11 protein-coding genes are annotated in these 12848 nt (G+C 62.7%); 8 read left to right on the forward strand and 3 right to left on the reverse strand.

The window, feature by feature from the left end:
• The first annotated feature begins 283 nt into the window (after positions 1–283).
• Both AC6CH8_RS19735 and AC6CH8_RS19740 read left to right on the forward strand, forming a co-directional pair.
• The gene (locus AC6CH8_RS19735) at positions 284–946 is read left to right on the forward strand and encodes a GntR family transcriptional regulator (RefSeq protein WP_364309059.1); all 663 of its coding nucleotides are present in this window, start codon (positions 284–286) and stop codon (positions 944–946) included.
• Positions 943–2115, forward strand: coding sequence for an MFS transporter (locus AC6CH8_RS19740; protein ID WP_091470051.1), 1173 nt, complete (start codon positions 943–945; stop codon positions 2113–2115). Before AC6CH8_RS19735 ends, AC6CH8_RS19740 begins: the two co-directional genes overlap by 4 nt.
• A 26-nt stretch (positions 2116–2141) precedes the next feature.
• Here the strand turns inward: AC6CH8_RS19740 and AC6CH8_RS19745 are convergent, their stop codons facing one another.
• The gene (locus AC6CH8_RS19745) at positions 2142–2840 is read right to left on the reverse strand and encodes a helix-turn-helix transcriptional regulator (protein ID WP_498191985.1); all 699 of its coding nucleotides are present in this window, start codon (positions 2838–2840) and stop codon (positions 2142–2144) included.
• 73 nt (positions 2841–2913) lie between these two features.
• On the opposite strand from AC6CH8_RS19745, the gene AC6CH8_RS19750 reads away from it, so the two are divergent.
• Entirely contained in the window at positions 2914–3654 is a 741-nt protein-coding gene (locus AC6CH8_RS19750) for an alpha/beta fold hydrolase (RefSeq protein ID WP_498191987.1), read from the forward strand.
• 25 nt (positions 3655–3679) lie between these two features.
• Here AC6CH8_RS19750 and AC6CH8_RS19755 read toward each other — a convergent pair whose 3' ends face one another.
• Positions 3680–7135, reverse strand: coding sequence for a DEAD/DEAH box helicase (locus AC6CH8_RS19755; RefSeq protein WP_498191988.1), 3456 nt, complete (start codon positions 7133–7135; stop codon positions 3680–3682).
• A gap of 165 nt (positions 7136–7300) precedes the next feature.
• On the opposite strand from AC6CH8_RS19755, the gene AC6CH8_RS19760 reads away from it, so the two are divergent.
• From AC6CH8_RS19760 to AC6CH8_RS19775, 4 genes are all read left to right on the forward strand, one after another.
• A complete protein-coding gene (locus AC6CH8_RS19760) occupies positions 7301–8149 on the forward strand; it encodes a DMP19 family protein (RefSeq protein ID WP_498191989.1) in 849 nt (282 codons plus the stop codon).
• 255 nt (positions 8150–8404) lie between these two features.
• The gene (locus AC6CH8_RS19765; RefSeq protein WP_498191990.1) at positions 8405–9199 is read left to right on the forward strand and encodes an ABC transporter permease; all 795 of its coding nucleotides are present in this window, start codon (positions 8405–8407) and stop codon (positions 9197–9199) included.
• 55 nt (positions 9200–9254) lie between these two features.
• Positions 9255–10046 (forward strand): ABC transporter permease, encoded by a 792-nt coding sequence (locus tag AC6CH8_RS19770; protein ID WP_498191991.1) that lies wholly within the window; start codon positions 9255–9257, stop codon positions 10044–10046.
• 1 nt (position 10047) lies between these two features.
• Positions 10048–11025, forward strand: coding sequence for an ABC transporter ATP-binding protein (locus AC6CH8_RS19775; RefSeq protein ID WP_498191992.1), 978 nt, complete (start codon positions 10048–10050; stop codon positions 11023–11025).
• 96 nt (positions 11026–11121) lie between these two features.
• Here AC6CH8_RS19775 and AC6CH8_RS19780 read toward each other — a convergent pair whose 3' ends face one another.
• Entirely contained in the window at positions 11122–11715 is a 594-nt protein-coding gene (locus AC6CH8_RS19780) for a DUF5655 domain-containing protein (protein ID WP_498191993.1), read from the reverse strand.
• A gap of 165 nt (positions 11716–11880) precedes the next feature.
• Between AC6CH8_RS19780 and AC6CH8_RS19785 the strand changes: the two genes are divergently transcribed.
• Positions 11881–12831: a type IV toxin-antitoxin system AbiEi family antitoxin domain-containing protein gene (locus AC6CH8_RS19785; protein WP_498191994.1), complete on the forward strand. Its 951-nt coding sequence runs from the start codon at positions 11881–11883 to the stop codon at positions 12829–12831.
• Positions 12832–12848 lie beyond the last annotated feature (17 nt).

Consider the following 12848-nt stretch of genomic DNA (forward strand, 5'->3'; position numbering starts at 1 on the left):
CACCGTCTATCACCTCCCGACACTTTGGTGCCGCACCGTCTATCACTCTTCTGAAGAAAGGGAGAGAGGGTGGGTGGGAAGGGCTCGGGAGGTGAGAGAGGGTTACTTTTCGTCGGGGCCAAGGTCAGGCCCGACGGCGAAGCTCACCTCGCGCGTCGCGCTTCCGTGGAGTCCCACGGCATCGACTGGCTGCCTAAGTGGTCGCAGCTGAATCTCTTTTGCTCACCCGCCTGAGAGCGGTGTATAGGTGTATACAAGTACACTTCCCTGAAGGCGGCACGTCATGGCAGAACAACCACGAAATACGGGGGCGCACCTTGTCTACGGCGAGCTGAAGCGCCAGATCCTCAGCCTCGAACTTAAGCCAGGTGCGCGCATCTACGAACCCGCCATGGCCACAGCCCTGCAGGTCAGCCGTACCCCACTGAGGGAAGCTATCCGCCGCCTGATTTCCGAGAGCCTGCTGGAACAGCAGGCCACCGGAGGAGTCCTGGTTCCCGCGCTGGATGAGAAGGTGATTTCTGAGCTGTACGATGTTCGCGCAGCGTTGGAATCCCTGATGGCACGTGAGGCCTGCGCCAACGCCACCGCGGCGGACCTTGAGGAACTGCGCGGCATCCTGGCCCGCAACGCCGCGATGGTGGAGTTTGCCGACGAAGCCATGAAATACGGGGTTGCCCTGCACGCTGCGATCGCCAGGATTGCGCGGAACTCCTGGGCCCAGCGCTTCCATGAGCAGATCGCCAGCCAGGTTGAACGCTACCGCTACTTCACCAACAACGCTCCCGAACGCCGTGACGAAGCGCTTGCCAATCACCGGCTCTTGGTCGAAGCCATTGTTTCCAAGGATGCGGATAAGGCAGCCAAGGTCGCCTTCGATCATGTCATTGGCGCACGTGATGAGACCTTGCGCGTCATCTCGAGCACTGGCCTCGTGGTCGAATGATCGGCGAACTCGGACGGCGTTCGTCCACCGCACTCCTGGTCCACTCGGCCCTCATCCAGGCTGTCACCTTCCTGGTCCGGCCAGCCACCACGTACCGCGCCCTGGAGCTGGATGTTCCTGGGTTCGCCCTCGGCCTTCTTGCCGCGAGCTACGCTGTGTTTCCCCTACTGCTCGCCCTGCCCATCGGCGGACTGGTGGACCGCCTTGGTGAGCGTCGCCTCATGGCGATCGGGGCCGCCGTCGTACTGGGTTGTTCCGCCTTTCTGCTGTTCTGGGGAACATCAGTCCCCGCGCTGGTGGCGGGCACAGCGCTTCTGGGTGCAGGGCAGTTGGCCTGCGTGGTGGGACAGCAGGCTGTGGTTGCGAACAATGCGGCGTCAACGCGTCTGGACTCCGCTTTCGGTTATCTGACCTTCGCAGCCTCTCTGGGCCAGGCTCTTGGACCGTTGGCCATATCCGTGGTTGGCGGTGCGTCTGTTCGCCCGAACACCAACGCGATCTTCCTGCTCGCGACGGCGATGAGCCTGGTGCTCTTCCTGACCACGTTCGTGATTTCCTCGAAGGTCAGCCGAGGGAGGCGCACTGCCAAGGGAGGACCAAAGGGCAGTGCGGCCGCCCTTCTCAGGACTCCCGGCGTCGTCCGGGCGTTGGCCACCAGTGCTACTGTCCTGGCAGTGGTGGACCTGACCGTCGTGTACCTGCCGGCACTCGGCGCCGAACGTGGCCTGACTGCGGCCACCGTGGGTCTGATGCTGACGGTTCGCGCCGTTTTTTCCATGGTCTCCCGGCTTGGGCTGGGCAGCATGTCCCGCAAACTTGGCAGGATGAAACTGCTGGTCCTCAGCTTGGCCATTTCCACGGTATCGCTGGGGGTGGCCGCGATTCCCATGCCCGTGTGGTTGCTCTTCATCGTCATGGCATTCCTCGGTCTGGGGCTCGGAATCGGCCAACCACTGACCATGTCCTGGCTCTCAGCCCAAGCGCCCGAAGGCCAACGTGGCCGTGCGCTCGCCTTGCGGTTGGCGGGTAACAGGGTGGGCCAAGTGGTCCTGCCCAGCGCGATAGGCGTCGTGGCGGTAGGGCTCGGTGCGGCGGGAGTGTTCCTGGCATCCGCAGTAGCCGTGGGTGGAACCATGTTGTTGCTGCGTGGTGTGCGGCTGGACGACTAGCTGTACTGAGCTGAGAAGCTCGCGGCTTACACGCCCCGACCGTGCACGGGTCTGGCGTTCGCAGGGGGTTCTCCGACCTCGTGGATAGTATGGCCGTCGCAAGCCGTTTTGGTTACGCTGGCCCGATCGATGCGCGACACGATGAACCATCTCATGGCGTCGCGGAGTCGACACCAGCCAACCAAGTACCACTGGCCGTTCGTTGAGGCGAACAGCACGGGTTCGACGTCGCGGATGGTCGTGCTCCCGTCCTTCGATGTGTAGCGGATGCGGATTACCCGCTGCTCGGACATCGCCTGCTCCAGAGCCGACCTGATCGTGCGCGAGTATGGGGGACCCGCATTAACCCAGACACGGCCAGCAAGCTCGTCGGCTCTTGCTCGGGTCTTGGGATCGAGGACATCTACGATCTTCCGGATCCCGGCTGCTGCCAGATCGGCATAGGGGGCGTCGGGTGCAGCAGACACGGCTGCCATGAGCGCCACGGCCTGCGTTGGGGACAGGCTTACGGGCGGCAGGGAAGCGCCAGCGGCCAACCCGTAGCCACCGCCCGGCCCTGGGCGCGACCATACGGGGGCACCGCTGCTCTCCAACGCATCCAGGTCCCTCTTGACTGTGCGTACGGACACTTCGAACTCTCTCGCCAGCCGCTCGGCGGAGACCCCCCGCGTTCCGCTGCGGCGAAGCATTTCGGACAGAGCATGGAGGCGTTCTGTTCGCTTCACCGTTCAGGCCGCTCTAAATTCATGACATAAATAGTGACACACACTTGTCCTTGGCGCCTGCGAGGGTAGTGATATGACAACAACTACAAGCAGTCCGGATATCATCCTCATCGCCGGCCACTGGCTGGGCGCCTGGGCGTGGGATGAAGTCCTTGAACACCTGGAAACCGACCACTCCCGTGCAGTTGCGGTGACACTTCCGGGTCTCGATGGGGACGACCCTCAACGGGCGACGAAGACCCTCGACGATCAAGCTGCAGCCATTCTGGACATCTTTGCCGGACTCGGTACTTCCGAAGATCAGCCCGCGACAATCGTCGCTCACAGTGGGGCCAACGCCCCTGTCAGCCTTGTCCTTGACCGACATCCTGAGCTTGTTCATGGCGTGGTGTGGGTCGACTCCGGCCCCCTTGCGACAGGGAGCGTCTTCGCCCCTGATCTCCCGGAAGGGTTGGAGGAGCTCCCGCTGCCGTCCCTCGAAGTCCTCGCACAGCAGGCCAGCCTCGAAGGTTTGAGCACAGAAGTCCTCGAGCGTTTTCGTGCCCGGGCCGTCCCTGAGCCTGGCCCCGTGCTTCGTCAGCCCGTCGAGCTGCGGAACGATGCCCGCCGCAAGGTCCGGACCACCTTGGTGTGCTGCTCCATCCCTGGCGCGCAGGTGCTGGAGTTGGCCCACACAGGCCATGCCATGTTTGCTGAAGTCGCGAACATCGAGCATCTCGACGTCATTGACCTACCGACGGGACATTGGCCTATGTGGAGCCGCCCCCGCGACCTCGCCAAGGTCATCCAGTCAGCTGCCTCACGAGCCGACTAAACCAGTGCTGCGCTGTTCGGGGAGGTCACTCCGCGAACAGCGCCGCCAGGTCGTCCGCCGTCAGCGAGCCGCCAGCCAGCGCGTCTCCCTCCATCACATCCGCGAAGAGCTGTGACTTCTTGGCCTTCAACGCCATGACCTTCTCTTCGATGGTGTCCTTCGCGACCAGGCGGTAGACCATCACGTTCCTGGCCTGCCCGATGCGGTGCGTTCGGTCCACGGCCTGAGCTTCTGATGCCGGGTTCCACCAGGGATCCAGCAGGAACACGTAATCGGCCTCGGTCAGGTTGAGCCCGAAACCACCTGCCTTCAACGAAATAAGGAACACCGGAGCGGCGCCGTTCTTGAATTCGCTGACCACATCGCCGCGGTTGCGGGTGCTGCCATCGAGATAACAATACTCAACGCCCTCGGCATCCAAACGCTCCCGAACCTTGCCCAGGAACCCTGTGAACTGGCTGAAAATCAGTGCCCGGTGGCCCTCGGAGATGAGATCCTCCAGCTGCTCAAAAAGCACGTCCAGCTTGGATGACCGCACCCCGGACAGCGATGAATCCACCAACGACGCATCCAAGCTGAGCTGACGCAGCAACGTCAACGACTGGAAGATCGTGAAGCGGTTCTTGTTGACGTCATCGATCAACCCAAGGATTTTTTGCCGCTCACGTTGCAGGTGCGTCTGGTAGACCTTCTGGTGCCGCGGGTTCAGCACCACTTCCAGGATTTGCTCCTGCTTGGGCGGCAGATCCTTGATGACCTGCTCTTTGGTGCGGCGCATCATGAGCGGACGCACACGACGCCGGAGCTTGCCCAGCTGCGCGGAGTCACCGTTCTTTTCGACCGGCTTTTGGTAGTTCTCGGCGAACCGTTTGGGGCTCGGGAACAGTCCCGGCGCCACGATCGATGTCAGCGCCCAGAACTCCATGAGGTTGTTCTCCAATGGCGTGCCCGTGATGGCCAGCTTGAAACGGGCCGGCAGTTTGCGTGCACACTGGTACGCCTTGGACTGGTGGTTCTTGACGAACTGCGCCTCATCCAGCATCAGCCCTGCCCATTGGAAGGAGGCGTAGGCATCGTAATCAATCCGGAACAGGGCATAGGAAGTAATAACGACGTCGGCGCCCGCCAACGCCTCGGATGGTGCCAGCCCGCTCTTGGCGAAGGTTTCACCGACGGTCCGCACCACGAGCCCCGGAGCAAAGCGCTGCGCTTCAGCAGCCCAGTTGCTCACAACACTCGTGGGCGCAACAACCAGGAATGGAGCCCTCGGCGCCACCGCCGAGGCATCACCTTGGGCGGCGGCAGCAGTCTCCGCAGCCAGGTCCTTCGCCGCACAAATCAACGCGATCGCCTGCACGGTCTTACCCAGGCCCATGTCATCAGCCAGCACGCCACCGAGGCTGTGCTTGTACAGGAAGCTGAGCCAGTTGAAACCCTCGAGCTGATACGGACGCAGCTCAGCGTTAAGGCCTGCCGGCAGTGGCAGCCCGGTCACGCCGTCGTCGAGCAGTCCACCAACTGCTTCACGCCACGCGGCCGCCTGCTCGTCAACGATCCCCAGCTGGGCGAGCTCATCCCAGAGCCCGGCCTGGAAGCGGCTGATCTGCAGGGTGCCGTCCTTGTTGTCCGGGTTGTCCTGCAGGGAGCGGGCTTCGTCGATCAGGGCGCGGAGCTGGTGCAGCTCGGGAAGATCAAGCGAGAAGTAGGCGCCGCTGGGCAGCAGCATGCGGCTCATTCCGGCAGCAAGCGCGGAGAACACAGCCGCGAAGGAGACGGGTTCGCCTTCCAGGGTGATCACGATGCCGAGGTCGAACCAGTCACCGCTCGCCGTTTCCTTCGTGGAGATGGACACCACCGGCGCTTCGGCTGCTTCGCGGTAGTCGGCGATGTCGCCGGAGGTTTCAACCACGACGTCCGGCAGGTCCTTGAGCGCGGGCAACACCTCTTCGGTGAACGCCAGTGTGTCCAAGCCGCCGAGCTCAGCGGAGGCAGCGATGCGGGGCGCACCCCAGCCACCCGTTGCCGATTCGGCCAGCGCAGGGACCACATCCCACGGACGTCCGAGTGACTCGAGGATCCGCGCTTCTTCAAGGTCGTCGCGGTAGCCCCGGTCATCCGGGTGCCGCCACAACGGCTGCGCGGTGACCAAGGTTCCGGACTTGTAGTGCCACTCCCAATGCAGCCGGACCTTGTGGTCGTTGCCGTAATTGGCCAGCAGGGACAGGGTGGGGACGGCCAGTGTGGGCAGCTCCACCGATTCATCCGCGGCCTGCACCGGCGTGGACTGCCGCAACTTCGGATAGAACGAGGTCAGGAACCGGCTCTCATCCTCGGCCGGGATCTGAAGTGTGTCGCCATCCATGACGAACTCCAGCAGCTCATCGCTGATGCCACCCTCAATGGGCGCAAGGGTGATGAGATTCTTCTGCTGTGGCACGCCGGGCAGGGTTTCCCCGGAATGCGTGAAGAAGATTCCGTTGGCCGGTTTGCCCAGGAAACCCACGGACCCCGGATCCACGGGCGCTCCGCCCAAGGTCACGGACGGCGCGAGCTGTAGGCCGCCGTCGGGTGCTTCCTGCTTTGCGGTGTCCGGAGCGGCTTCCAGCCGCGCCAAACTGAGTCCGACGACGGCGGGTTGCGACTCGACGCGGACAGGCTCGCTACCAGCGGAGTGGATGAGCGGAATGCCGGCCTTGGTGGCATCGGCGAGGAGGGTCCAGAGGTTCTTGGCTGCGAAATCGTTCAGGCTCAACCACATGGCACCGGACGGTTGCTGCCGGCCGTTGCTGGAGCCGTGTGCCGCGAGGAAAGTCTGAAGCCACTCGACGTGGACCTCATTGAATTCACGCCGGAAACTGACGTAGCTCAGGTTGTTCCACGAGACGTCGCCGCGGATCCACTTGCCCTTGGCGCCCATCATGACCGGGCGGGCCTTGAGTTGGCGGACGCTGCGCATGGGGTCGCGGCGGCCTGTATAGGAGAAGTGGGCCGCAGGCTCTTCCACCTCGAACTGAAGCGCAAGCTGGATGCCGGCAGCGCTCGGAGCTGTGCCAGGTTTCGCGATCAACCTGTTGAGGGCTTGTTCCCACGCAGGACGTGCCGAGCCGCCTTGTTGGCCGGAGCCCACCCTCGACGTTTGAATTCCGGGAGCCTGGGAAAGAAGTTGGGCGCGGATGGTGGGGTGATCTTCGGCAGTGAAGAGCAACGCGGCCACGTGCTTGCAGTCCTTGCGGACCGGGCAGCTGCAGATACCCACCGTGCAGCTCCAGCCGCTGGGCTTACGCACCAGTTTTGCCGACGTCGAATAAGGCTGCGGACCTGTGCCGCGGACCTTGCCCATCAGGAGGCCCGTAGCCGCGTCGAAAGAAATCCCGTTCACGCGGCTGCCCATGGCATAGGCCAATCCGGCCGCGAGCGAGCGGTCCGTGATGGCAGGAGTCTGAATGGCCAGTTCCCAGTTTTCGTCTGTGTGGGACGGCATGCGTAGGGCTACTTTCGGCAGGAGGATATCTGTTCAATCTTAGTCAGCAGAAAACAGCTCCCAAACTTCGCCCTCCGTTAACCTCTTCCTCGATTGCCGCGCCGCTCCCACGCGTACGTTGAAAGTGTCCGGAGCACCATCAGCTTTCAGCAGTGAGGATTCCCCATGACTACCAACGAGTACCCCGTCATCCTGAGCAAGACCAGCTTCGAAGCCGGCAGTGCGGATGTAGTGGATTCCAACGTCAACGTGGTGAACGAGATGTACGCGGAGCTCCTCAACAGTGACGAAATCTCGACCCCTGCGCTCAACAGCTACTTTGTGGACTTCTACCTGACCCAGGCGCTGTCCGGCGGTTTCGCCCAGTACGTCTTCACCGCACCGGAGCGTGAAGAAGTGGACGCCTACATCCGCGCCGGGCTCGAGGGCATGGGAGCCACCCGGCACCTTGACCTCTTCAACCGCACCGCCGCGGCCTTCGACGCCCTAACCGAAGATGAAGCCGAGGCCTACCTCGACGGCGACCTGGACGAGTCCGAAACGCAGCCTGCGGCTGTAGTTACCCTGGACGAGCTCGACGGCGAGTTCGAGGCACTGCTGGAAGAAGAGGACATCATCGAGCTCAACGCTGCCTACCTTCGCGGCCAGTCCGAACTGCTGGTTCTTTCGGACGAAGAAATCGAAGCGCACATTGCCGAACGCGTCGCCCAGATCCCGGACCTCGCCGAGCGCCAGGCCGAAGCCGACGAAGAAGCCCTCGCCAACGCCCCCGAGTTCGAGGTCATCATCCGCGAACTCTGCGACGTGGCTGGCTACGCCTTGGAAAAGATCACCATGGGCGATCCCAACTACGAGCACGACGGCGTGAAGACCCTCGCCTGGCACTTCTCCACCGACCACGGCGACTACATCATGGTGGAAGATGACGACGAGGCCTTCATGATTCACCCGGAGACCAAGGAGATAGTCGCGGCCGTAGAGTTCGAGGAGTCCGAGGAATTCGCCGACGCGTAAGTCCCTGGTTGGTCTACCGGACGGCAGACATCCTCCGCGTGTACCCCGCCGTCCCCCTAGCCTCGCAAGCTCGGCCAGGGAACCCTGACGGTGTGGGCCCACTTTGCGCTTTGACGCACGCTTCCGGATGCCTGCCGTCCGGCCGCTTTGACGCACGCTTCCGGATGCCTGCCGTCCGGCCGGAGGTTGTGGACACCGGGCCGCGAATTCACGGCTTTAGTCAGGTGGGTTTGTGTGTCGTAATAGACTCGACCGGTGCGTGCGTATTGGGAGCTGGCCAAGTCATCATTCCGACGCCATTCCACGTACCGTACTGCCGCCGTCGCCGGCGCTTTCACCAACTCGGTCTTCGGACTCATCCGGGCGTCGCTGCTGCTGAGCGCCATTACGACGGCGGGTGGGGCCATCGGTGGATACTCGGCGATGGAGGCCGCCACCTATGTGTGGTTGGGTCAGGCGCTCCTGACACCTTTGGGACTGTTCGGCAACACTGAGCTGGCAAGCCGCGTGAAGTCGGGGGACGTCGCCGTCGACCTTTCCCGGTCAGTCAACCTGACCGCGTCCTACTGGGCTCAAGACCTGGGCCGCGCCGCCTTCGACGTGCTGCCGCGCGGGTTACCGCCGCTCATCGTCGGAGCCCTGGTGACAGGGCTGGCGATGCCCGGAAGTCCCGGGCCCTACCTGCTGGGATTCGTGTCGATCGTGGCTGCCGTATCCCTGAACTTTCTGGGCTTCTTCGCCATCAATCTGTTGTCCTTCTGGGTGCTCGAAATCCGCGGTTTCTGGATGCTGTACATGGTCCTGATGAACCTGCTGTCCGGGTTCCTGGTGCCCGTGACCTGGTTTCCTGACTGGCTGCTCGACTTCGCCCGGGCAACACCGTTCCCGTCAATGCTGCAGACCCCGGTGGACATTCTCGCGGGAAGGACCGTTGGCGCCGAAAGCCTTGCCATGGTGGGTCTCCAATTTTTCTGGCTGGCCGTGCTGCTTGGGGTTGTGCAGGTGATGGTCCGCTTCGGTTCGCGGAGGCTGGTGGTGCAAGGTGGCTAGTCCGCGCGCGACCTCTCGGCGAGAAACCCGGGACCCTCACGCCCCGGTCACTAACTTGGTCCTCCTCAAACTCCTTGTCTCCGCCCGGCTGCGCTCGCAGCTCGCCTACCGGGGCAGTTTCCTCTCCGACGTTGCCGGGCAAGTCCTGCTGGGATTAACTGAGTTCGTGGAGCTCTACGCGATCGTCCACAACGTCTCCACGTTCGGCGGCATGACCCTGGCCCAGACACTCCTGGTATTCGGGCTCGCCTCGGTGTCGTTCGCACTCGGTGACCTGTTGATGGGGGAGACCGATTCCATGTCCGAGACCATCAGGTCCGGCAAGTTGGAGGTACTGCTGGTTCGGCCTTTGCCTGTCCTGCTCCAATTGGCGACCTCCGATTTCCAACTGAGACGCGTCGGGCGGCTGATCTTCGCAGTGGCTGCGCTTATTGCAGCGCTCCTGCTCACGGAAATCGACTGGGACCCTGCCAAGGTCACGTTTGCCCTCATCACGCCCCTTGCGGGGGCGGCAATCTTCTGCGCACTCTTCCTTGGCGCTGGAGCCATGCAATTCTGGATCCTCGACGGCAGGCAATTCGCCAATGCTTTCACCTACGGAGGGCGGTATGTGGCCTCCATGCCCGGAGCGGCGCTGTTCTTCCCAATCCAAATCTTCTTCACGTTCGTCATCCCGGCAACGTTGGTGGCCTACGCTCCCAGCCTGGTCATCCTCGACCTCGACGGCCCAGCCGGGATCCCGGCCTGGACGGGGTGGCTGGGACTGCCAGCCGCCGTCGTCCTTAGCGGACTCATGCTGCTCCTCTGGCGGGCGGCCATCAAAAAGTACACCGGCGCAGGAGGCTGACATGCCCATCATCGAAGTGGAAAACCTGAGCCGGGAATTCCAAGTCATGGAGTCGGTCGGGCGGTTCCGGCGACGCAAGAAGACGGTTCACGCGGTCCGTGGGATCGACTTCACAGTGGAACCAGGGGAGGCCGTCGGCTACATCGGAGCCAACGGGGCAGGCAAGTCCACCACCATCAAGATGCTGACGGGTGTCCTGGTGCCAAGCTCGGGACGCGTGACCGTCTGCGGGTTCAACCCGGTGCCTCAGCGTAAAGCGTTGGCCCGGAAGATCGGCGTCGTGTTCGGACAGCGCTCGCAGCTTTGGTGGGATCTCCCCCTGCAGGACTCTTACCCGATCCTCGGCGCCATGCATCGCATGCCCGAGGCCGACTGGCGGCCCAGGTTCCGTGAGCTGGCCGATCAGATGGACCTGGGGGAGTTCCTCACCACGCCTGTACGGCAACTTTCCTTGGGCCAGCGGATGCGGGGCGAGGTCGCGGCTGCCCTGCTGCACCGGCCGGAGCTGGTGATCCTGGACGAGCCGACCATTGGCCTGGACATGATCAGCAAAGAGAAACTGCGTCAGTTCCTGGACGCTGAGCGCCGCGAGAACGGCACCACGCTGCTGCTGACCACGCACGACATGAGCGACATCCAGCGTTTATGCCAGTGCGTCCTGGTAGTCGACGACGGCGCAATCGCCTACGACGGTCCGCTCACCGGTTTGGCTGAGGTGGCCGGAGCCGTGCGCACCATGGTGGTTGACCTCACCGCCCCCGTGCACTCCGCTGCTCTCTTTACGCTGCCTGACGGCGCAGTGCACGAGGGCATCGAGGCCGATGGAATCAGGCACAGCGTTTCCTTCGATCCGCGCAGGCTCTCAGCGGCCACCGTGCTTGCTGCGATTTCCAGCACAGCCGAGGTTGCCGACCTGTCCTTGCACGAGCCCGACATCGAGCACCTGGTGCGACAGCTCTACGGGAGTGCGAGGCGATAGTTGTATTGCGCGAGTTCGCTGGAACCTTGTGTGCTCGCCCGGAACCTTCGGCGATACGGCAGGTTTCCCACGAACCCGGCGCGCTGGGCTTGCCCTCTAGCTGTTCTGGTCCAGCGCCTTGGCGAGGTAGCCGAGTAGCTCGTCGTCGACGTCGTCGATGGATTTCAGCCGTACCCGGCGGTCGAAGGAGTCTCCCTCCCGAACCTTCACGGCCTCGAGCCTGCCCTCGGCTGGAGCGTCCAAACGCAGGGCGATATCAACGGTGGTTTTGTTGGTCCGGGTGACCTGGGCAAACTTCCGCCGAGGGCTGTGAAGCGAAACATAGCCCTTGCGCATCTGGATCACTACGCCGTCGGTCTCAGCGGACCATGCCATCAGAGCGTCCGCTATGGGACGTAACTGGGGGTGGTTGGCGTATTGGCCGTCAAAGAGTTCATCGGCGTCCCGGAGCATGAACTCGGGGTAGCCGAACATTTCCCACGAGACTGCGTATTGCGCGTAGCCCGTGATTCCGTGTTCGTCGCGCATCCAGTCGCGGAGCCCGGCGTCGTTCTTCAAGCCCTTGGCGCGGCCCTCTTCGGCCCACCAATGGACGTCGTGTCCGGACTTGCGCAGAAGCAACGCCTGGTTGGTGTCCACCATGGTTTGCCACGTCTTGGCCGCAGCCTTGAAGTCAGAAGTCTCGCCCACATCCCGATCGTAGCCCGGCGCTGTTTCTGACTTCGCTGGAAACGTGCGCCTTCGTGGGCAAACTTTCGGCGTATTCGCACCGTTCCCGCGGCCTCGGCGCTCGGATTTCCACATAGCGCCGCGCACCTCTTTAGCGACTGTATGTTTGGTTGCCATGCTGAGCCGATGCAGCCGCCGTCATCGCGTGAAAGCACCGCCCCGATAGTCCGCCCGCTTCCTGTGCGTGGGTATATCTGGAGGACCGATGAATTACTCCGATTCGGTCTCAACAGTCGAAATATCAGGGCGCTTGTGGAGGCCGGTGAACTGCATCGCTTGAGATATGGCTGCTATATCAGGGCCAGCAAGTGGAACTCCTTGGGGCCGAGGAGGCAGGCCAGGGAGCGGATCGTGGCACATGCGCATGGGACGCTGACCACGTCAACAGGTGGTTTCGTTTACAGCCATTTGTCGGCAGCAAGGCTCCATGGTCTGTTCGTGTGGGGTGTTGATGACAAAGTTCATGTTCTGCACCAAACCAGGCCTTCCTCCGACCGCTGGGGCAAGGACGTTCGAGGACACACAGAAACTTTCACCGAGGACGATGTGGTGCAGGTTCAGGGTTTGCGGGCGACCACACTCGAGCGCACCATCTTTGACACTGCCAGGATGCTTAGCTATCCCAAAGCACTTGTGATTATGGACCATGGTTTACGAGTCGGAGCCGATATCAGCGCACTTGCCGACATGGCAGCGGTCTCCTCCGGAAAGCGGGGAATCCGCACGTTGCGCAAGGCTTTGGACAACGCAGACCCGCGGTCCGAGTCTGCCGGTGAGACGCTGACCCGGGAGTTGATGCAAAGGCTCAGAATCAGGCCCCCACAGCCCCAATTCGAGGTGCAGTCCCGTTTGGGTCGGCACCGCATGGATTTCGCTTGGGAAGAGGAAAAACTGGCTCTGGAGTTCGACGGTCGAACCAAATACTTCGACTTCAAACCGATGGACGAGGTCATCTTTCAAGAACGACGGCGGGAAAAGGCACTGGCAGAGGAGGGCTGGCGGTTTATCCGAATCGAGTGGAAGGACCTTTTTCAAGAGCGCACCTTCAAGGAACGCATCCTTCGGGCGCTCAGGTGATCAGTCCGGACTGCGAG

It is taken from the genome of Paenarthrobacter sp. GQ52, from assembly GCF_059759005.1.

Excerpts from the sequence above, each read along its gene's own strand:
- AC6CH8_RS19750 (WP_498191987.1), top strand. The coding sequence starts at position 2,914 with ATGACAACAACTACAAGCAGTCCGGATATCATCCTCATCGCCGGCCAC.
- AC6CH8_RS19735 (WP_364309059.1), top strand. The coding sequence starts at position 284 with ATGGCAGAACAACCACGAAATACGGGGGCGCACCTTGTCTACGGCGAG.
- AC6CH8_RS19760 (WP_498191989.1), top strand. The coding sequence starts at position 7,301 with ATGACTACCAACGAGTACCCCGTCATCCTGAGCAAGACCAGCTTCGAA.
- AC6CH8_RS19740 (WP_091470051.1), top strand. The coding sequence starts at position 943 with ATGATCGGCGAACTCGGACGGCGTTCGTCCACCGCACTCCTGGTCCAC.
- AC6CH8_RS19785 (WP_498191994.1), top strand. The coding sequence starts at position 11,881 with ATGCAGCCGCCGTCATCGCGTGAAAGCACCGCCCCGATAGTCCGCCCG.
- AC6CH8_RS19755 (WP_498191988.1), bottom strand. The coding sequence starts at position 7,135 with ATGCCGTCCCACACAGACGAAAACTGGGAACTGGCCATTCAGACTCCT.
- AC6CH8_RS19775 (WP_498191992.1), top strand. The coding sequence starts at position 10,048 with ATGCCCATCATCGAAGTGGAAAACCTGAGCCGGGAATTCCAAGTCATG.